Below are 20,853 nucleotides of genomic sequence, written 5' to 3' on the forward strand. Positions count from 1 at the left end.
GCTCCCCTTCCCGGCCGGCTTTATTTTCCCGTCAACCGGTTCATCAGCAAGTCCAGAAACCGCCCGCTTTCCACTTCCAGACAAACGTCCACGTTGCCGTCCTCGGCACTTACCGCCAATGTCTGACCCGTTTGCGGACGATGGTCGTATTCGACCGTAACCTTCATTTTTTTCGTCTTCACGAGTGAGCGGTCGAGAAGCAGAGAGACGGTAAGCGGATCATGCATAAACGTATGTTTCTCTTTAACAAATGCGAACCAGCGCTCCATCTGCCGCGCCAAAGCGGCGTTCAGCGGATCACCCGTCGCCTGCAGCTGTCTGCGTTCCTCATCGGTAATGACGACCTGCAGCGTAACGTCGAGTCCGACCATGACAATCGGCGCGCCGCTCCGGAATACGACAGATGCCGCTTCCGGATCACACACAATGTTGTGTTCCACGACCCTCATGTCGGCCCCGCCCGGGCCCAGTCTCGTAACGCCGCCCATCAAAATGATTTCTTTTACATATTGCGCCACCCGCGGCTCGCGAATAAGACAGGCGGCAATGTTCGTGAGCGGGCCGATCGGAACGAGCGTAATCTCGCCTGGATTGGACATTACCGTTTCAATGATGAAATCGACGGCGTGACGGTCTTCATACGGCAGCTCTTCGCCTTCTTCAAGCAGCCCTTCCCCCTCGTGTCCGGCCATCCAAATGTCCCGGTTGCCGAGCAACGGCCGATCCAGCCCCGCGTAAACCTTCACTTCTTCCCGCTTTCCGAGCTGCAGCATCTTCGCCACCATCCGAGCGCGCAGATCGGCATCGCCGTAAACGGTCGTGACGCCTTCCAGAATCAGCTCGGGGGATTTCATCGCCAGTGCAATCGCCATGGCGTCATCGATATCGCTGCCGATATCGGTATCGATAATTAAACGGCTCATAATCAGATCCTCTTTTCTCTTGCGAAATAGTCATGCGGCGGCTATATCCGCCTTCATCATGACCGCAAGGAAGGTCATCGCAGCTGCCGATGATCTTCCTTGCGGCTTGTGCAATGTAAAGATAGTATCAAATTTTGTGAAAAATGTTTACATTATTTTTTGCAGGCAAGCCCGAATTCGTGTCGATCGTTAATTGTATGAATAATTTTTTACGAAAAAATTGAGTATTGTAAAAGTTGCTGTGAGCTTTGATTGTGCAGAGTTAACATGATACACTATGAATCGGAACACGCTCTATTTAACGAATATAGAGGAGTGAAAAACATGTCGGTTGATGTTTATCTTAATTTTAATGGGAACTGTCGCGAAGCGGTGGAGTATTACGCGCAAGTGTTTGAAGCCGGGGAACCGAAAATGATGACCTTTGGTGAAGCGCCGCCGCATCCGGAGTTTCCGCTCCCGGAAGAAGCAAAGGGTTTAATTATGCACACGCGTCTTACCATTAGCGGCAGCAATGTGATGTTTTCGGATGTTTTTCCCGGCATGCCTTTCACAGCAGGAAACAACATCAGCCTTTCGATCGTAACCGACAACAAGGACGAAATTGAATCCGCCTTTAATAAACTCGCTGACGGCGGCACGGTAGGCATGGAGCTGCAAGAAACGTTCTGGAGCCCGTTATACGGCAGTGTGACCGATAAATTCGGCATCATTTGGCAGTTTAATCTCGGCACCGGGGAATGGTAACGCATATCAAGAGTGAATACGTCCGGCTATTTGAGAACCTTGCGCCAATCGGCGCAAGGTTTTTGTGTTGACCAGCCTTTAGTCATTGTTCATTCCATTTACGGAAGCGAACTAGTCGACGGCAGAGGTTACTTTAGCCCACGCGCGAACAGGGAAAGCGCTCATACCTTGAAGCTTCATCGGCACCGCAGAGAATCGGAACCCTTCCGCCGGGAGTTGCTCCAAGTTGCACAGGTTCTCCACGATCGGAATTCCTGCTTCAAGCAAAATCGAATGAACGGGACGATGCGGATCGCGGGTGTCATCGATGTTAAGACTATCCAGTGCGACGAGATGGGCTCCCTCTTCACGTAAATATTCCGCAGCATCTCGGGTAAGATACGGGTGTTCCTCAAAATAAGCAGGCGTACCCCACAATTTCCCATGTCCTGTCTCGATAAGAACAGCACGGTCGCGGACATTACATGCAGCAAGTGCTTGCCGTGAAATTGCCCTCCCCTTCATCCCTTCGAGACGGATGACAACGCCATCAAGATCGGCGACCGAATCGATAGGCAATCCGGCAACGTCCGCCTTCCCGGCAAATCGGTGAGCAGGGCTGTCAATTGCGGTACCCGAGTTGGCAACCATATCGACTCGTCCAATATGAAAGGTCACTCCGGGTGCGTAACGCCCTTCAGAAGCCTCATAGCTCAGATAATCGGAGACTTGCGGTTTCGGAAAGCCCGGATAAGTTTCCATACCGCTCACAATCGTGTGGCTGAGATCAATCAGGTTCGGTCGTTGCCCGGTTGAGCTTGCGGTTGTCGCCTTGCGCTTATGGCGTTCTTGGATAATCTGTTTGTTAAGAATCCGCACCTCTTCCACCATAAGCAGGCGCAGATCTCTGATGATGTAGTCCGCTAACTCGCGGTCCGGGATATCATCGCCGTCGATGTCAAGTCGAAAGCCTTGTCCTTGAATTCCCCCTCCATTGGAAAAATCCACTTCGAAATCGAATTGTACCCGCTTATCCTTAACTGACGTAATGTCTGTCATAACCGATTCTCCCTTTCCAAAGTTAATGCATGATTCACATTTATAGTAAATCGAATATGAATGGTTTTCATACGGATATTCCGAATCTATCCATCGGAAAAAATGAACCGGATTGGACTGCGGGGGACGGGGAAGTCCGAAACGGCGGCAAAGCTGACTGAACAGCTGAAGAGGCGTATCCACGCTTCATTCCTCCTTGCGTCCATCAAGCTCCACTCTTTTTTTCATGTTACTATATTCGATATAACAAAAAAACTCTTCGCTGAGCGCAAAGAGTTTGATGTGAACATATGGAGCGGAAGACGGGAATCGAACCCGCGACCCTCGCCTTGGCAAGGCGATGCTCTACCGCTGAGCCACTTCCGCAGATGGTGCGGTCAAGAGGACTTGAACCTCCACGTCATTGCTGACACTAGAACCTGAATCTAGCGCGTCTGCCAATTCCGCCATGACCGCAAGTATGAAGTTACAGTGCCGCCGAGAGGACTTGAACCCCCAACCTACTGATTACAAGTCAGTTGCTCTACCAATTGAGCTACAGCGGCAAAAGTTGAATGGTGACCCGTAGGGGATTCGAACCCCTGTTACCTCCGTGAAAGGGAGGTGTCTTAACCCCTTGACCAACGGGCCGCGATGGACTTTCAGGATTCATTTCACCCGAATGATGAAATGAATGGCGGAGAGCGAGGGATTCGAACCCTCGATACGCGGTTAACGTATACACGATTTCCAATCGTGCTCCTTCGACCACTCGGACAGCTCTCCATATCTATCATAATCAGCTGCAGCTAATATTTTTCCGTGACAACGAAGAATAGAATAACATACTCCATACCAATAATGCAATACTAAAAATTTGTAAATTTTAAAGCCCTTGAAATTGATATTAAAAATGGCAACATCAAGGGCTTTAAAATCAGGTTGCACGTCCGGCCGCTTACGGCTGCAATTCGGACAACGCAACGGTTCGTCCTTCTTTCGCGGACCGATTGGACGCTTCCATCAACGATGTGAGATCAGCGGCGAGACGAATATTTTCGTCGGCCCGGGTCCCTTCCTTAATATGAGTCACCCAAATCTGAAACGCGCCGGGAACGTTCGGGAGCTTGTCGATCACGCTCCATTCCGGTTGACCCGTGCCGGTTTGCCTTGAGCTTCTGAACATCAGTTGGTTGTCGTGCGTGCTGAACAAAAGAGTGCCGTCTTTCCCGTGAACTTCAATCGAAAAAGGTGAATGCGCGTTAACGAAACCGGCCTCCACAATTCCGATCGCGCCGTTGTCATACTGCAGCACGGCCACCGCATTGTCTTCCGCTTCTCGTCCGGTAACATACCCGTAGGCTGCTTGGACGCGGGCCGGCTTACCGAGAAACAATCGCGTCAAATACATCGGATGGCAGCCGAGATCGATCATCGCTCCTCCCCCGCTTTCAGCCGGGTTGAAAAAGTGCTCCGGCAGCCAGCCGGCCGTTGCTCCATTGTGCGACAGGCGGACGCGGACAAGCGTCAAATCGCCAAGCAGCCCTTTTTCCAGCATCGATTGAATCGTCCGGGTGTAGCCTTCATACAGGCGGGGCAGCGACACGGTCAGCGCCACATTCGCTTCGTCTGCAGCCGCGATAATTTCGCCGGCTTCATGCGCGGTAGCCGCGACTACCTTTTCGGTAAAAATATGCTTGCCTGCCCTTGCCGCTTTGATCATCACCTCGTGATGGACGCTTGTCGAGGTCGTTACAATTACCGCATCGATGCGATCGCTTGCAAATAGCTCTTCAAGCTCGGCATAATAAGGAACGCCGCGTCTTTCCGCTTCACGGCGCCCGCGCTCAGGATCCTCGTCCCAGACGGCGGCAATTTCGGTATCCGGGTGTTTCAACGCTTCCTCGGCGTAATCTTTCGCATGGACATGCCAGAAGCTGAGTAACCCGATTCGGATCATTTTTGTATGCGCCTCCCGCTCCAGAATACATCCACTATAACGCATAACCCATTTCAGCGCACTACAGTCCATTGTATTAATCCCTTACAAATCAATTTCAGTGAATCCCATGCAATTTATATACTCGGGCTTCATACGGCCGGAGTGCAATTTGACGTATGTCATCGTCGTCTGCCACTTCATAATTGCTGATTAATAACTGTTTCGTTTCATATTGGACGGACTCTTCCAGCGTAAAATCTGCCGGCGTTTCAAAAAAGTTGAGAACGACAAGCAGCTGCTCATTTCCGAGCGTCCGCACGTAAGCAAAGACGTGATGGTCGTCCTCCATAAGCGGGCGATAATCAGCGTAAACGGTTACGTTATGTTCCTTCCGAAGACGGATCAATTTTTTGTAATAATGAAAAATGGAATCCGGATCGTTCAGCGCCTGCTCGGCATTAATCGTCGTATAGTTCGGATTGACGGCGATCCAGGGGCTTCCGGTCGTAAAGCCGGCATGCGGCCCGTCATTCCACTGCATCGGCGTGCGCCCGTTATCCCGGCCCTTGCTGTAGATTGATTTCATGATCACTTGTTCGTCATGTCCGGCAGCGATATATTCGTTGTACATATTCAGCGTTTCAATATCTTTGTACTCCAGAATCGAATTGAATTGAACGTTCGTCATGCCGAGTTCTTCGCCCTGGTAAATATATGGCGTTCCCTGCAGCGTATGAAGCAGCGTCCCCAGCATTTTAGCCGACTGCTTATGGTACGTGGAATCGTTTCCAAATCGGGACAGCATGCGCGGCTGATCGTGGTTGTTGAGATATAAGCTGTTCCAGCCTTTGCCGTGCAGCCCGGTTTGCCATTTCGAGATGATCCGTTTAAAGTCGGCCAGGTTCCACGGCTTTACGTCCCATTTGCCGCCCGGACCGGAGTCGACATCCATCAGTTCGAAATGAAACACCATGTTCAATTCATTGCGGTCCTCACCTACGTACAATGCCGCATCTTCGGGTGTCACGCCGATCGCTTCGCCAACTGTCATGATATCGTACTTGGACAGCACTTCCCGGTTCATTTCTTGAAGATACTCGTGGACGCGGGGGCCGTTCATGAAATATTGTCCTCCGAAGTGGTAGGAACCGGAGCTGCCGTCGCCGACACTCGGAAGCTCTTGATCTTTCGATATCAGGTTAATGACATCCATCCGGAAGCCGTCGATGCCTTTATCGAGCCACCATGTCATCATCTTATATATTTCCTGGCGAAGATCCTGATTTTCCCAGTTCAGATCGGGCTGTTTTTTGGAGAACAGATGCAGGTAGTATTCGTCCGTTTGTTCTTCATACTGCCAGGCGGAGCCGCTGAAGAAGGAGCCCCAGTCGTTCGGCTCCCGGCCGCCTTGTCCCGGACGCCAAATATAATAATCGCGATAACGGTTATCCTTGGACGTTTTCGCTTCGGCAAACCAGGCGTGCTCATCGGAGCTGTGATTCACGACAAGATCCATAATCAATTTCATTCCGCGTCCGTGCAGCCCGTCAAGCAGAGCTTCCCAATCGGCAAGCGTTCCGAAATCGTCCATAATCGTTTGGTAGTTGCTGATATCGTAACCGTTATCATCATTAGGCGACTCATAAACCGGGCACAGCCAAATGACGTCGACTCCCAACTCTTTTAAGTAATCAAGCTTTGAAATGATGCCTTGAATATCGCCGATTCCGTCCCCGTTGCTGTCCATGAAGCTGCGGGGATAGATTTGATAGACGACGCTTTCCTTCCACCATATTTTGTTCATCGGTCTTCTCCTCGCCGTTAAATGACATTCTTTACCGTTTGTCTTTCCATAATTGCATGCGGCACAATGCTGCTTGGTACGGCTTCTCCGGTTTCAACCATCGTAATGAGCTTCTCGGCAGCGATTCGGCCCATTTCATTGAGCGGCTGATGAACCGTCGTCAATGCCGGAATCAACATGCTGGAAAGCCTCAAGTTGTCGTACCCGATAATAGAAATGTCATCCGGCACCCGCATCCCGTGCCGGCTCGCCTCCGTGATTGCTCCGATCGCCATTTCATCACTGGCGGCAAATACGGCTGTTAGCGGCCGTTTGATCTGCAGCAGTGATTTCATCGCTTCGCAACCGCTCTCATAAAGAAAATCGCCGTACCGTACCAGCTCATCGTCATATTCGATACCATGATCGTGCAGCGCGAGAAGATAACCTTCGAAGCGGGTCGTCCCTGCGATCGGATCTCCTTTCGTTCCGCTGATCATGGCGATATCCCGATGCCCCCGCTCGATCAAATATCGGGTCGCATCGTAGGCGGCCTGCTTGTCATCGACTTTCACATACGGGACATCGGGCCGCTCCGATTGTGAAGCGACAAGCACGACCGGAATTTGTGCCGATTGCAGTGCGCTGTAATATTCATCTTTCAACGTCTCACTTGCAAAAATGACGCCGTCAATTTGTTTCTCCCGGAGCAGCTGCAAATATTTCAGGGTCCGGGTACCGTCAATCTCGGTATTGCACACCAATACGCTGTAATTGTTGTCATGAGCGTAATTCTCGATCCCATACAAAATTTCCGAAGAAAACTCGCTGGAAACGAGCGGAAACAGGACGCCGATTGTCTGCGTGCGCTTATTGTTCAAGCTGCGCGCAATGGCATTCGGCTGATAGCCCATTTCTTCAATCGTCTGCAGCACCTTCTGTTTCGTCTTGTCCGAATAGCCCGTTAAATTATTCAGGATCCGGGAAACGGTAGCAACGGAAACATTGGCTCTTTTTGCAACATCTCTTATCGTGGGGTTCATCGTTGTTTTTTCCTCTCTGGCCATTGAGATCAAAAACGTAAGCGGTTACCGTAACCGGTTACCCTCATTATATCAGAGGTATATTTGCTGTCAATCATTAACAATGAACAATGTTATCGTGAATATAGGTAGGGGCAGAAAAAGAAGCTTCCAGCCGTATATGATCAGCAGGCTTGAAAGCTTCATCGTTTGAATATTGGAGCCGGCTCCTAACGGTTTGCCTGTCGTATGCATCGATGTTCAGAGTTAACGCGGCAAAAGAGATCCGTACTTCCGACGGAGTCCGCTTAGCCTCTCAAGCCTCTGCACGGTTGCTTCCTTTTCACGCTTGCCGACGCTGAGAATCAGATTCTTCTGAGGGACTTGAACGAGGTCTACGGCAAAACGATTATCGTCATTGAGCATCATACCGAGTTCATTGCGGACTATTGCGGAACCGTCGCCCTGATGGACGGCGGGCGGCTGCTGTGGAAGCGGCCGACGCGTGAAGCGTTGTCCGACGTCGAGGCGTTGACGGCGCGGGGCATCTTTCCGCCGCCGGTCACACAAGCCGCGGCGTCGCTCGGCATAACGGTCGGTACGGAAGGTCTTTATCCGATTCGGATGGAAGAGGCTGCGGACGCATTCGGGTCGGCAGCTATTGCGGACAAGAGGGAACCGGCACCGCCTTCGTCGCTGAGTTCATCTAGCAATGACGGCTTTGCAAAGACAACCGTCGAGTTCCGCAGCGTATCCCATGCGTTTCAGACTGTAAACCGGAAGTTCAAACCGGTGCTGCAGGACATCACGCTCAGCTTGCAAGCCGGCGAACGGATCGCGCTGGTCGGCAACAACGGTGCCGGAAAGTCGACGCTGATGAAATTAATGACGGGCATCACCCGGCCCAAAAGCGGAGCGGTATTCGTAAAAGGCACGGATACGCGTTCGGTCTGGCCCGAGAAGTTGAGCGACACGGTTTCTTTCATCTATCAGAATCCGGAAGCCATGTTCATCGACGATACGATCCGCAAGGATATCTCCTACTTCTTGAAGGCGCGGGGCGTACCGGACGTGGAAATGCGCGTCGACGAAGTACTGGAACGGTTCGAACTGACCCATCTGCAGCACCGCGACGGGCGGCTCCTGAGCGGCGGGCAGCAGCGAAAGGCGTCGCTCGCGATTGGAGCGGCAATGCGCCCGGCAGTGCTGCTGCTCGATGAACCAACCTCGAACCTGGACATGGCGGCGCGCCGCGAGGTTCAGCGGATGCTGCAATGGCTGGATGGCTACGTCGAGACGGTCGTTATGGCTTCACACGACATGCAGCTGGTCGCCGAATGGGCGGACCGTATCGTCGTCATGCACCAAGGGCGTATCGCAAGAGACGGCGACCGCGACGACGTGTTCCTTGACATGGCGCTGATGCGCAGAGCCGGTTTAGTGCCGCCGCAGATGCTCGAGTTAAGCCATCGTCTCAACCTCGTTCCGCCGGCATATACATTTGCAGAATTCATTCAGAGGCACAATTACACTCTTGTGCCCGGAGAGGAGCGTACCGTTGGAACTGGTCCGAAGCTTTCTGAACAAAATATCGGTTGAACAGATCAAGATTGAGCTGCTGAACACCGCTTATGGGAACGGACATACATTTCTGGCCCGGCTTGATCCTCGTACGCTGATCCTGTGGTATTTGTTTTTTGCCATCGCCCCCTGGTTCATCTTTAACGAATGGATCTTGTTCGGCTTGCTTGCGCTAATGACTGTAACGACGGTCATGTCGCGCGTCAGTCCGCTGATCATCGTCATTTTGATCTTCGGCCTTGTCAGCCAAGTCGGATATTTGTTCGTCTTTACGCTCTTTTTCGGCGGATCTCTCGAAGGGGCGCTGCCGCTGCTGGTGCTTACGATGAAGCTGTCGGTCATTTCGCTCGCCAGCATCACCGTTTTCTCAAGTTTGGATCCGGAACGGTTAAGCGACGGCCTGCTCAGTCTCGGCTTGCCGGGTCACGTCTCGTTCAGCATCGCTTACGGTTACCGGATTCTGCCCACACTACTGGAAGAATATCATCATCTCTTCCTTTCGTTCCGGCTGCGCGGCCGGTCGCCGGGCAAAAACGGCTTTTTATATTGGCGATCGATCTATTACTTTATAAAGATTTCGATTTTATGCTTCTACCCGCTCTTTTTGAGCACGGCGAAGCGCGCCCGCACGACTGTAGAGGCCCTCGAGACGCGCGGCTTCACTTACGCGTTTAACCGGGCTGAGGTGAAGCGCCTGAAGCTCTCTTACTTGCGCTTCAGCCGGCGCGACGGGGCATTTATCGCTTGCTCGGCCGTTTATGTAGCGGCTGTATTATGGATTGGAGGAATGCTACCATGAATTTCGATTTTCACACCCACGGCAAACTGACCAAATCTGTCCCTTTTTCCCTTGACTACTTTAAAGACATGATTGCCGAAGCCCGAGAGAACGGGCTGCAGGCGCTGGCGCTTACGGAACTTTAATACGCTGCGCTTTCATGATATGTATGACGCATTGGATGCGGCCTTTCCTTATGAGGAAGATTTCTACAAGATCGACGGTTTCCGCGTCTTTCCCGGCATAGAGGTCGACATTGCGGAGACCGGCCATATTCTGCTGATCGGCCGTCGCGAAGAGATTCGCTCAGTTCGTGCCGAGCTGGAGGAGCACACCGAAGAGGAAAACTTCATTCCGTTCAAGTCATTGCTCGACGCGACCGAGGACCGCGGATTGCTTCGAATCGGGGCGCACCCGTTCCGCGTCAGCACTCCGCTCCACCCCTTGGAAGCTCCGCTGCTGGCCCGGCTCGACGATCTGAACGCCAAAGATTTGTATGCCGCAGGCGAAGACGCCTATATGGACAGACTCGTTCCCTTTGCAGCCGGGCTTGGCAAACCGATTGTAGCCGGCAGCGATACCCATCAAAGCCTGCAATACGGCAGTGTATGGAACGAGCTGAATGATGACGTGCGCACGATCGGCGAGCTGAGAGCGGCTGTGTCCGACGGACGTTATATTCGGCGGGTGTCCCCATGCCTGCGAACGAAAGTGAAGGCGGCGAAAATGGTCAAGAAGCTATCCGCCACCATCGTACCGCCGTTCGAACGCTGCATTACCTCTGCTCGCAGAGGTAATAAGTGAAAAGCCTGCGTTCGTACATCTTTTTTCTTGTTATTGATCGAAAATGTTAAAATTCCTGCAAAAATGCTTTTTTTGTCCATCCCATCTCACGTTCAGGCCATAAGAGCCAGGAATTCCTGCACAATCGCAGGCATTCCCTCCAGACAAGCATTTCCGGTCGAAAAAGCCTGCACCATCGCAGGTTTTCCCTCCAGACATGCGTTTTCGGCCGATAAAACCTGCACCGTCGTTGCAGATTTAGCGACGAAGGACCTCCAGTTCACCGACTCCGCTGCTTTGCCGGCGATGAACTGGAGGTCCTTTTTCGTCATATTTGGGACGCGCTCTTTCATGCGAACGCTTATGAAACAGCCCCGTTAACGCCCCAAAATGACGGAGCTATAAGAAGGAAGCACCAGCACTTTACCGCCATCGGCCAATTCGCTGCCGTTCTTTGTTGACATGATAACTCGCGCAAACTCGTTCGGGATCGCGAGCGTCAGCTTTTGTTCATCACCTGTTGTATTGTGTACGACGAGCACGCGCTCATCATTCGTCGCTCTGATAAATGCGGTAAGTTTCATATTATCGCTCTCATACTCTTCCATACCGCCGTCACGCAGTGCTTTCAACTTGTTCCGCACCCCGATCCATTTGCGGTAATGGCTCAGCAGCGACTGGGGATCGTTTAATTGACGTTCAACGGAAGGGGTTTCGAGATTGAATTTGGAAGGTTCCCAGCTCGTCTGTCCCGCTTTTGCTTTGTCATACCAAACCATCGGCTCCCGCACAAATTCATCCGGCTTCATGCCCTGCATTCCGATCTCCTCGCCGTAATAAATAAACGGGTTGCCGGGCAGCGACAGCAGCAGGGAGGCGGCTGATTTCGCGCGCTCCACATTTCCGTACAAGGTGCTCATCGCCCTCGTCTGATCATGATTCGTGAGGAATGGAGCATCGACGAACGTCGGATCGGACATCCTGGCAAACAAATCGTAGGTCCTTTTCAACGTAAAGCCCAAATCGGCGCTCTGCTCCAGCTTCGCCATATTGACCAATTGTTCGGCTAGCCCAAAGTTAAACCCGGAATCAAAAGGCTGCAAATACGGAGCGATAATCGCCGGTGATTTATCCATCATTTCGCCGACGATGTATGCACCCGGGTTAACCTCGTTCATCGCCTCCCTGAATTCGTTCCACCAGGCGATGTTTTTGTCCAGCTTCTCTTTGGCGGTAACGTCATCTTTCGTGTCGATATAAATATGTTTGGCCGCATCCAGGCGAAATCCGTCCACACCTTTTTCCAGCCAGAACTTGCCGATCCGGATCATTTCCTGTCTCACTTCCGGGTTATCGTAATTCAGATCCGGCATATGATCGGAGAAAATACCCAAATACTTGCCGCCGCCCAGCGTATGCCACGCGTCCCCGCTGCCCGCAGCGCTTGCCGCGCCGCCTGTGTCCTCTTCCTTGTTCATCCAGTAATACCATGAACGGTACTTGCTGTCCGGATTTCGGGAATCGGCGAACCAGGGATGCTCCAAGCTTGTATGGTTGAAAACCATATCCATGATCACTTTTATGCCGCGCCGGTGCGCCTCTTCGATTAAACGCCCGAAATCTTCAACCGTCCCGTATTCGGAGTCGATCCCGTAAAAATCCGTTATATCATAACCGTGATAACTCGGGGAAGGATTGACCGGCATCAGCCAAATGCCTCCGATACCCAGATCGGTATCCGTATTCGGATCGCCGTCATTCAAGTAATCCAGCTTCTCGATGACGCCGCGCAAATCGCCGATCCCATCCCCATTCGAATCATAGAAAGAACGGACGAAAATTTCATAGTAGACCGTGGACGGCTGTTCATCGATTTCAATGTCCCGCTTCTGACTGCCTGTGTGTTCGGCGGTTGCAGTCGTCTCGCCGTTCTTTTCAGCTTGTCCCGACTTCTCCGCCTTCTGGGCGGGTTGCTCCGCTTGTTGCGTCTCATCGCTGCAGCCGGTCGCCGCAAACAGCAGCGCCAGAACAAGCAGTGTAATTATCCGATAGTTGTTCAATGTCTTCTGCTCCACCTTTTCTACTTAAATACCATATATCCATAAGGCGCTAGACTAACCGTCATGTCGCCGGCCACGTTAATCTGCTGCCCGCTTAACAGCTCGACCGCCGTGCCGCCATCCGCTTTCCAGAAGAAAGAAACGTTCACTTCCTGCTCGCGCGGACTGTTGTTGATCAGCATGCCGGCAACCTCATCCCCCCATTTTCGGATATAACCGTACACATTGCGCAGCTCGTCTTCCACCCATGTTTCAAAATGGCCTCTTCTCAGCTCCGGATGCGATTTGCGCAGTTTGATGATCGTTTGGTAATGTTCGAACAGCTCCCGGTTCTGTAAACTCTCGTCCCAGACCATCGGTTTGCGGCAGTAAGGGTCGTTTTCTCCGTCCATCCCGACCTCGTCGCCGTAATAAATCATCGGCATGCCGATGTACGTCAATTGGAAAAATGCGGCCAGCTTCATCCTCTCCAGCGTATGAAGTCCGACGTTCCACCCCATCCCGCCCTTCGCGCAGGAGGTTATAAACCGTTCCGTATCGTGGCTGTCGATCAAATTAAACATCGCGGCATTGGCCTGATCGGCATAAATCATGCGCGAATGGGTAAGCCGGCTGTTGAAGGAGCGGACGCCGATGTTTTGTTTGGCAAAAAAATCGATCAGCGCTTCCTTGAACAAGTAGTTCATGACGCCGTCGAACTGGTCTCCCCGCAGCCACGCCCTGGAGTCGTTCCAAACTTCCCCGATAATGACCGCTTCAGGATTCGCTGCTTTTACCACTTTGCGGAATGCCCGCCAGAAATCGTGATCCACCTCGTTGGCCACATCCAGCCGCCAACCGTCGATACCCGCCTCCTCAATCCAGTAACGGGCGATATTCAGCAAATATTCCCGTACTTCCGGGTGACTCGTGTTAAGCTTCGGCATGTTGGCGATATTGTTGGCAAACGTCTCATAATTGACTTTCGGCTGCTGCTGAACAGGAAATTCGTCGATAAAAAACCAGTCGGCGTATTTGGAGCTGCCGCCGTTTGCCAGTACGTCCTGAAACGCAAAGAACGTATCGCCGCAGTGATTGAAGACGGCATCGAAAATAACCTTCATTCCTCTGCGGTGTGCCTCGGCAACGAGAAGCTTCGCCGTTTGAATATCGCCAAACTGAGGATCGATGCGGTAATAGTCGGTCGTGTTGTATTTATGGTTGGAGGTCGACGCAAATAGCGGAGTCATAAAAATGACGTTCACACCGAGCTCGTCCAGATACGATAGCTTGTCGATGATTCCGGCCAAATCTCCTCCGTAATAAACGTTCCAATCGGTCAGCGGCTCGTTCCATTCGAGCGTGCCTTCGGAATCGTTGGACGAGTCGCCGTTGCGGAAGCGTTCGGGAAAAATTTGATACACGATCCCGTCATGAACCCAGTCGGGAATGACGAACCGATCCTGCTTCGCAATATAAGCGAACTGAAAAAATCCCGCCCCTTCGCGGTTCGCGGCAATGCCCTTTTCCCCGTACCAGAGATGCTGCCCGTCGCTGCCCGTCAGATGAAACAGATAGCGTACACGTTTGGTCGGGCTTACAATAACGCCTTCGAAATAGTCATACAGATCGTCCCAAGCGACTTTGGATATTTCCATTGCGCTTTCCAGCCCTTCGGACTGATACCGGTCACCGTGTAAAATGCTGCACCGGATAGCGTCTCCTTTTTTCATGCGCAGTCTCACTTTAAGCTCATGATCACCTACGGCGAAAGCGAACGGATGGTCGGCAATATGCAGCAAAGCTTCTTTCAACATCTCTAAACACACTCCTAACTGTTCAACTGTTTGGGCAAATCGCTTTGACATGAAAAAAAAGGCACAATCCTCCGAAACAAACGTTCAGAGGTTGTACCTTTGCAGATAGCATTGCCTTCAAGTTTTCAAAGCGGCCGATTGACCGACTTTCTAAATCATATCAAGAAATCATTTTCCCGTAAAGAAAAACGAAGCCGGAGCGCGGCTGACCGCTTAAGAGCAATGGGGGTCCTTAGTCGGACGTTTGCGCTACGGATTCTCTCTCCACAATGTTGTAGGGCAAGTAGTACGTTCCCGGCTTCATTTCCGCGGGGTTCTTGATCGCCTGAATCAGATGATTGACCCCTTCGACTCCAATGTCGGCAAAAGGCTGCGATACGGTTGTAAGTCCCGGACTGAACATACCGGAAATGGATAAATTGTCGAAGCCGATCACCGAAATATCTTCCGGCACTCGAAGCCCCGCATCGCGGACTCGTTTCATGGCGCCGAACGCCAGCTCGTCCGTTGCGGTAAATACGGCCGTAATCCCGGTTATGTCCCTCGCCGCGAGCAGTTCGTTCATCGCTTTATAGCCGTCCTCGAAACGGATTCCGCCGCTCACCAGCTGTTTGTCATGAAATGGAAGCTGGTAGAAATCGATCGCGTTTTTGGCGCCGATGTACCGCGGCTCCCCTACCACCGGGTTCGAAAGCGAACCGGAGATGATGCCGATCCGTTTATGGCCGCGCGTCACAAGGTAGCTTACCGCATCGAAAGAAGCTTTAATATCGTCGATTTTGAAAGCCGGGAGCATGGCGCTTTCATGATGGGCAAGAACGAGAACAACCGGAAGCTTCAAACGGCTGATCGCCAGATCGTAATCCTTTTCCACGAACTGGCTGGACAGCAATATCCCGGAGACCCCTTGCTGCTTGCAAAACGTTAATGCATCCATCAGCGACTGCTCCCCGCTTTCGTCGTGCAGCTCGTGAAGCACGATGCGGACATTTTGCGCTTTTGCCGTCCGGCTAATTCCTTTGTACAGCTCTCCGAAGTAATAGGACGAGATATACGGAATAATGATGCCGACCGAAATCTCCTTCGTTTTGGAGCTTAACAGCTTTGCTTTTTCATTCGGATAATATTCCAGCTGGCGGACCGCTTCCATGACCCGTTCCCTTGTTTCCGTGCTCACCTTGTCCGGATTGTTCAATGCCCTTGACACGGTGGCGATTGAAATGCCGGCATGCTTTGCTACATCTTGAATCGTGCTCATAATACGCGTCCTCCAGAACCTAATGAATCCCATGTAAGAAAATTTTTACGCTTTATTAATTATAGCGCATTCTGTCGGGTCGCGGATATTCATTGTTGTAGTAAATAAACAGGCCACCCGGATAAACGCCGAATGGCCGACAATTACGCTGCTATTAGCCCGTCTTTACTTGCTTGCGGCTATGTTGGTTTTCATTTTTTCCGCCGCTTTATCAAGCGTTGCTTTAATATCAGCGCCGTTCCAAATTTGCTCAAGCGCCGGCGTCATGCTTTCCCAGAAGTAATTCATTTCCGGAATACTCGGCATATGCTGCGTGTTTTTAATCTGCTTCATAAAGCCCTGCATCATCGGATCGTCTTTGAAAACCTCGTTCGTTTCATCCATGCCGCTGGCGACCGGAATGACGCCGGTAACCTGGTAATTTTTGATTTGCGCTTCTTTGGTCGTCATAAAATGCGCAAACAGTTTCGCCGCGTTCGGGTATTTCGTATATGCCGTCACAAAGTAGCCGCTCACGCCGGCAAAAGCGACCGGGCTTTTTCCTTCCGTCATAACCGGCAAAGGCACGACTCGTACTTTAAACGGCAGTTTTTTGGCCGGACCCATGTTCCAGCTGCCATCCATATTGATTGCCACTTTGCCGTCCTGCCACAGCCCGTCCTTGACGTCCCGTGTAAGATCGGTCAGCTTGAGCGGCAGGATGTCCTTGATCGAGCGGAAAAATTCCATTCCTTTTACGGCGCCTTCATTGTTAACGCCGACATCGTTCTTATCCGTCCCTTCCTTGCCGAAGACGTAACCGCCGTACCCGGCCATAAAGGAGTAATCAAAGAACAGCGAAGCTCCGGTTCCCTCGAACATAAAACCGTATTTATTGTTTTTAACATCGGTAAGTGGCTTTGCGACGGCCTTCACTTCGTCCCACGTGTCCAGCTTGGCGCCCTTCACCAGATCGTCGTTTACGTACAAAGCGTACGTGTACAAATATTGAGGATATCCGTACATGATGCCGTCGTAAGTGAGTGCATCTACGGCCGTCTTAATATTGGACGCCTTCGCATCCTCCTCGAAATAATCGTTCGGAAGAACGATCCCCGATTTCACCGCATCTCCAAGACGGTCATGTCCGAATACGATCAAATCCGCCCCAAGACCTGCCGGACCGTCGGTTTTCAGCCGGTCTACCGTCTCCGTGTAGAACACATCTTCCAGTTTTACTTTGACGTTATATTTTTTTTCAAATTCGGCAATCGATTGGACGACAAAGTCGTCCTTTTTCGTCCAGAGGGTCAGCTCGGCACCCGGTTCCGGTTTGAGTTCGTCTGTCGCGTTTTCCGCAGTCTGTTCGTTAGCAGCCGTATTGCTGCTTCCGGTTTGAGCGTTTCCGCTTTCGTTTTCGCTGCTTTTGCTGCCGCAGGCAGTCATCGATAATGCCATGACGGCGGTTAACGCTAACAGTCCAAGTTTCTTTTTCATTGGATACATAGCTCCTTTAGTCGATGAAATTCAAAACAATTGCAAACGCGACAGACCTGTCATTGGCCTATAAAACCGGATACAGAAAGTAGTTGCCGCCCCCTTTTTCATCTTTTACATTTATCGTTTACATCATGAATTTACATTAATCGATCCTTTGTTAAATTGTCAACAAAAAAGTCAAGATTTCGTCAGGTAATATTACATAATAATGACACAATAAAGATGAACTGCATCTTTTGACTTGTTAAGACAAGAGCGGTCCAGTACAATTTTCCATAAGAGACGAATATAAGGAGTGATCAAAAGGAGGTGCGCGCTGATGAACCTGAATGGACCGGAAAAAATGTCTCAAAGCGAAAGACTTCAAACATGCCATGAAATTGCTGAGAGACTGCATGAGGTTTACGGAGATCAAATCCAAGCGATAGGGGTTTACGGTTCGGTTTCGCGGGGAACGGACGGTCCTTATTCGGACATTGAGATGTTTTGCGTGTTACGCGAGTCGGGTGAAACGATTGAATTCAGCTATGAATGGTCGTCTGGTCCATGGAAAGCGGAGGTGGACATTTACAGCTCGGACATTTTGCTTAAACAGGCCGCTATTGTTGAAGGCAGATGGCCGCTTACTCACGGACCTTACTTTTTTACGCGCAGCTTGTACGATCCGGATCAATTTTTTCCGGCTCTTAAGAAGGCGGCGGAATCTCCGACCCGTTCGGATTTCAGCCGCGCAATAAGTGAAGTTCTTGTCGGTGAAATGTATGAGTTTGCCGGCAAGCTGAGAAATGTGAACCTGAATGGTCCTCACAGCTACTTGCCGTACTTGGCGATGGAATTCGCCCATTACGGAGCCATGTTGATCGGCTTGCACAATCGGAAGCTGTATTCAACCGGGGCGATGGTTCTGCCGGAAGCATTGGAGCTGCCGCATCGTCCTGCCGGATTCGATACCGTTGCCGAGCTGGTGATGTCCGGACAATTAACGGAGCCCGCGCGGATCGTATCCGCCTGCGAACAGTTTTGGAATGGACTCGTCGATTGGGCAGCCGAGCATGACTACGTCATCCATTCCAAACGAATCCCATTTTGATCGCGTAATCCTGCACTAACAGCCCTGCAAGAATATGTATAAAATTCTTTATCGGGAGTCCCGCCCGGATTTCGACAGTGAAAGACAATGCCCTCCTCATCAAACCGTTCCAATCGAAACAACCCCGTTCGTCCCATCTACCGTGACGTAATCCCCGTCCTTCAGGATGGACGTCGCCACCTTCGTCCCAACTACGGCCGGAAGCTTATATTCCCTGGCAACAATGCTCGCATGGGACAAGATGCCACCGGCGTCGGTAATGAGCGCCCCGGCAATCGGGAATAGAACGGTCCAAGGCGGTGTCATCGTTTTGCAAACTAGGATATCGCCTTTCTGAAGCTTGGCGAAGTCTTCTTGCCCGTTAATGACCTTCACTTTCCCGGTATATGTTCCGGCAGAAGCGGCATATCCCGTCATGGTGTTCAACTGAGCTTCGGTGACATCTCTTGGCAAACCGAAAATGCGCTCGACAACCGGATCTGGCAGCAGCTTCGGCGGAACTCCGAAATAAGGCTTGGGCTGTATGCTCTGATACTCCTGATAATGATGTTTATTTTGCTCGACCACCGTATGAAGAGGCTTAGGATCACGCAGAACCTCCAGCAAATCGTCCAGATACAGGAAGAAAATATCCTCTTGTCCGGAAATGACTTGATGCTGCACCAGGCTTCGTCCTACATTCTTGAGGAAGCAGCGGGATTTCGCAGCGATCATCGCGTCAATGTAGAAATGATGGTCTTCATCCACACCCCAACATGTTAAAGCCCATTCATAGATCTTCCGAAAACGGTTTGTCATTTCACCGGCGGGAAGACGCTCGAACAGCTCCTCCGCCTTTGCGCGGCGTTCCGCAACCACTTGCTTGAACTCCGCGTCGAAATCGTAATCTTGCTGCAGATAGCTCGCAATGATGGACAGGGCATAGGATGGATTCTCAACCCAGATCTCTTCTGTGAACGAATGGGTAATTGCCGTCCGGTGACCATAAATGTTTAAGAAACTTTGCAGATCCCGCCAGAAATCCCGGCCTTCGGCTGTCTGATTCAGCGCTTCGGCCGGATTTCCGGTTGCCGTAAGCACGGCGCGCAGCAGCGGTGAAGATTTAACCTGATTGGCCATAAGCCATAACCCGCGGTCGGTCTCCAGGGACATGTTCATGACACCCTGCAGAAGATCGTATACCTCCTTCGTATTCGCCGAACCCGTCAACTGCCCGTAAGTTTCCTCCAATGCGATCGCGAGCGAAGTGCGGGGGATAGTGATTTCAAAGTGGTACTGCCACGCTTTCGTATAGAATTGCTGCAATTCTTCTACATCCAGCAGCGCCTCTTGCAACGATAAGCTACCTGCGGATCGTTCCGACAGCTTATTATAGAACGGCATATAGAATTCATCGACGATGCGTTCCAAATACGGCTTGATCTGAGGATAGAGCTCCTCCATCTTGTTTTTGTGCTTGCTCATTCGCTCTTCGAACGGTTCGGGATGAGGAGGCATCGACTGATAATAATAGCCGTGGTCCGTCTTCACCGTGAATTGAATGAGCGGCATTTTCATCGTTTCGAACGCTCTTTGGGTTCCTTTTGTTACAGCAGGCAGCATAAAAGAAGCGAACAACGGCGTTAACGGTCTGGAGAAGTGCGTGTCATCCAGCATCCAGAATCCTTGCTGTTTGTCCGCTTCACTCAAGAACAACGTTTTCTTGAAGTCAGATAATGGAGTACTCACGCTCACGTTCCTCTCCTCTACGATGTAATCGGTCTTGCCTGCAGGATATAGGGCTTTCCTTGCCGGTACGCAAACTCCAGATCAACGGAGTATCCCAGAAGCGCTTCGATCGCCATAGCCATGTTCGTCAGCTCATCCAGTTGTTCATCCCGTAAACTGAAACTCGATTTTTCCTCGGCGGTTGTTTCCCTGGTGCGCGTCCCGACTGGATCGAGAACGAGCTTGCAGTCTTTGTCGCCAAGCTCCTTCTTCACAATCGCTGAACTTCGCTTGGAAAGGATATAATAATCCGGAGTGACTCGTCCGGACACAACCGTCTCCCCCAATCCGAAACTGGAATTAATGATGATTTCGTCTTCATTTCCTGTAACCGGGTTTTTGCTGAAGATAACACCAGCTACTTCCGCATCAATACATTCCTGAACAAGAATGGCCATGGCCGGTGCCCGGTCGCATGCCGGGACTTTTTCTACAAGATAGGATCTGGCATGGGCTTGACCGTCTGACTGCCGGCAGCGTTTTATCGATTCCAGCATGTTGACGGAGGTCACGTTCAGAATCGTCTCGTATTGTCCGGCAAACGAAGCGAATCCAAGGTCTTCGATGGAACAGGAGGAACGGACAACCGCCGGAGGGACAATATACTTGCGGTACGCCTCTTCGATTTCTTGATGCAGCTCTTCAGTGAAACCGTACGCAAACGCGTAAGACGGAATAATGAACCCTCCGGGAACCGGAAAATGGGACTGGAGGAGCAGCGCAATCGTTTTCGCTTTTCCGCCGATGACGAGAGCATCCTCTGCCGCTGCCTCTGACAATGGAATAATGCTGCGCACAATTGCCCCCCCTTACTCGTTATGCTTCCT

At 51.3% G+C, this 20,853-nt stretch carries 18 protein-coding genes and 5 tRNA genes; 6 read left to right on the forward strand and 17 right to left on the reverse strand.

The genetic code is table 11. The features are described from left to right. Positions 1–20: 20 nt before the first annotated feature. Positions 21–923 (reverse strand): nucleoside hydrolase, encoded by a 903-nt coding sequence (locus tag VN24_RS00805; RefSeq protein ID WP_045668871.1) that lies wholly within the window; start codon positions 921–923, stop codon positions 21–23. A 324-nt stretch (positions 924–1,247) separates the two neighbouring features. On the opposite strand from VN24_RS00805, the gene VN24_RS00810 reads away from it, so the two are divergent. Next, entirely contained in the window at positions 1,248–1,670 is a 423-nt protein-coding gene (locus tag VN24_RS00810) for a VOC family protein (protein WP_045668872.1), read from the forward strand. A gap of 111 nt (positions 1,671–1,781) precedes the next feature. Here the strand turns inward: VN24_RS00810 and VN24_RS00815 are convergent, their stop codons facing one another. The 9 genes from VN24_RS00815 to VN24_RS00855 form a co-directional block, all read right to left on the reverse strand. After that, on the reverse strand, positions 1,782–2,708 hold the full coding sequence (locus VN24_RS00815; RefSeq protein WP_045672834.1) for a cyclase family protein: 927 nt from the start codon (positions 2,706–2,708) through the stop codon (positions 1,782–1,784). 291 nt (positions 2,709–2,999) lie between these two features. Further along, positions 3,000–3,074 (reverse strand) — tRNA-Gly (locus tag VN24_RS00820). A gap of 3 nt (positions 3,075–3,077) precedes the next feature. Continuing rightward, a tRNA-Leu gene (locus VN24_RS00825) sits at positions 3,078–3,164 on the reverse strand. Between the two features lie 16 nt (positions 3,165–3,180). Continuing rightward, positions 3,181–3,253: transfer RNA gene (locus tag VN24_RS00830), tRNA-Thr, on the reverse strand. Positions 3,254–3,263: 10 nt separating this feature from the next. Then, positions 3,264–3,338, reverse strand: a tRNA-Glu gene (locus tag VN24_RS00835). Between the two features lie 44 nt (positions 3,339–3,382). Further along, positions 3,383–3,473: transfer RNA gene (locus VN24_RS00840), tRNA-Ser, on the reverse strand. A gap of 172 nt (positions 3,474–3,645) precedes the next feature. Further along, positions 3,646–4,647: a Gfo/Idh/MocA family protein gene (locus VN24_RS00845; protein WP_045668873.1), complete on the reverse strand. Its 1,002-nt coding sequence runs from the start codon at positions 4,645–4,647 to the stop codon at positions 3,646–3,648. Between the two features lie 97 nt (positions 4,648–4,744). Continuing rightward, a complete protein-coding gene (locus VN24_RS00850; RefSeq protein ID WP_045668874.1) occupies positions 4,745–6,433 on the reverse strand; it encodes a glycoside hydrolase family 13 protein in 1,689 nt (562 codons plus the stop codon). A gap of 17 nt (positions 6,434–6,450) precedes the next feature. Next, complete coding sequence (locus VN24_RS00855; RefSeq protein WP_045668875.1) at positions 6,451–7,455, reverse strand: LacI family DNA-binding transcriptional regulator; 1,005 nt, start codon at positions 7,453–7,455, stop codon at positions 6,451–6,453. A 363-nt stretch (positions 7,456–7,818) separates the two neighbouring features. On the opposite strand from VN24_RS00855, the gene VN24_RS00860 reads away from it, so the two are divergent. From VN24_RS00860 to VN24_RS00870, 4 genes are read left to right on the forward strand one after another with little or no spacing between them, the layout of a single operon-like run. Continuing rightward, a complete protein-coding gene (locus VN24_RS00860) occupies positions 7,819–9,033 on the forward strand; it encodes an ABC transporter ATP-binding protein (protein WP_052702717.1) in 1,215 nt (404 codons plus the stop codon). Then, on the forward strand, positions 8,993–9,814 hold the full coding sequence (locus VN24_RS00865) for an energy-coupling factor transporter transmembrane component T family protein (RefSeq protein WP_045668876.1): 822 nt from the start codon (positions 8,993–8,995) through the stop codon (positions 9,812–9,814). The genes VN24_RS00860 and VN24_RS00865 overlap by 41 nt, the downstream gene beginning before the upstream one ends. After that, a complete protein-coding gene (locus VN24_RS28360; protein ID WP_274520405.1) occupies positions 9,811–9,939 on the forward strand; it encodes a hypothetical protein in 129 nt (42 codons plus the stop codon). Before VN24_RS00865 ends, VN24_RS28360 begins: the two co-directional genes overlap by 4 nt. Positions 9,940–9,958: 19 nt before the next feature. After that, entirely contained in the window at positions 9,959–10,597 is a 639-nt protein-coding gene (locus VN24_RS00870) for a PHP-associated domain-containing protein (protein ID WP_238590793.1), read from the forward strand. A 92-nt stretch (positions 10,598–10,689) separates the two neighbouring features. Here VN24_RS00870 and VN24_RS00875 read toward each other — a convergent pair whose 3' ends face one another. From VN24_RS00875 to VN24_RS00895, 5 genes are all read right to left on the reverse strand, one after another. Next, positions 10,690–10,908, reverse strand: coding sequence for a hypothetical protein (locus tag VN24_RS00875; protein WP_045668877.1), 219 nt, complete (start codon positions 10,906–10,908; stop codon positions 10,690–10,692). A 45-nt stretch (positions 10,909–10,953) separates the two neighbouring features. Beyond that, on the reverse strand, positions 10,954–12,636 hold the full coding sequence (locus tag VN24_RS00880; protein ID WP_082083545.1) for an alpha-amylase family glycosyl hydrolase: 1,683 nt from the start codon (positions 12,634–12,636) through the stop codon (positions 10,954–10,956). Positions 12,637–12,656: 20 nt separating this feature from the next. Further along, complete coding sequence (locus tag VN24_RS00885; protein WP_045668878.1) at positions 12,657–14,432, reverse strand: alpha-glycosidase; 1,776 nt, start codon at positions 14,430–14,432, stop codon at positions 12,657–12,659. Positions 14,433–14,664: 232 nt separating this feature from the next. Further along, positions 14,665–15,690 (reverse strand): LacI family DNA-binding transcriptional regulator, encoded by a 1,026-nt coding sequence (locus tag VN24_RS00890; RefSeq protein ID WP_052702718.1) that lies wholly within the window; start codon positions 15,688–15,690, stop codon positions 14,665–14,667. A gap of 165 nt (positions 15,691–15,855) precedes the next feature. Further along, positions 15,856–17,166, reverse strand: coding sequence for a sugar ABC transporter substrate-binding protein (locus VN24_RS00895; RefSeq protein WP_045668879.1), 1,311 nt, complete (start codon positions 17,164–17,166; stop codon positions 15,856–15,858). Between the two features lie 322 nt (positions 17,167–17,488). Between VN24_RS00895 and VN24_RS00900 the strand changes: the two genes are divergently transcribed. Next, complete coding sequence (locus VN24_RS00900; protein ID WP_045668880.1) at positions 17,489–18,259, forward strand: ANT(4')-I family aminoglycoside nucleotidyltransferase; 771 nt, start codon at positions 17,489–17,491, stop codon at positions 18,257–18,259. A 99-nt stretch (positions 18,260–18,358) separates the two neighbouring features. On the opposite strand, the gene VN24_RS28365 is transcribed toward VN24_RS00900, so the two are convergent. Both VN24_RS28365 and VN24_RS00910 read right to left on the reverse strand, forming a co-directional pair. Continuing rightward, positions 18,359–19,987 carry a PEP-utilizing enzyme gene (locus tag VN24_RS28365; RefSeq protein WP_045668881.1) on the reverse strand — a complete coding sequence of 543 codons (1,629 nt, stop codon included), beginning with the start codon at positions 19,985–19,987 and terminating at the stop codon, positions 18,359–18,361. A gap of 17 nt (positions 19,988–20,004) precedes the next feature. After that, positions 20,005–20,823 carry a PEP/pyruvate-binding domain-containing protein gene (locus tag VN24_RS00910; RefSeq protein WP_052702719.1) on the reverse strand — a complete coding sequence of 273 codons (819 nt, stop codon included), beginning with the start codon at positions 20,821–20,823 and terminating at the stop codon, positions 20,005–20,007. Between the last annotated feature and the right edge of the window lie 30 nt (positions 20,824–20,853).

It is taken from the genome of Paenibacillus beijingensis, from assembly GCF_000961095.1.
GTDB classification, from domain to species: domain Bacteria; phylum Bacillota; class Bacilli; order Paenibacillales; family Paenibacillaceae; genus Paenibacillus_O; species Paenibacillus_O beijingensis.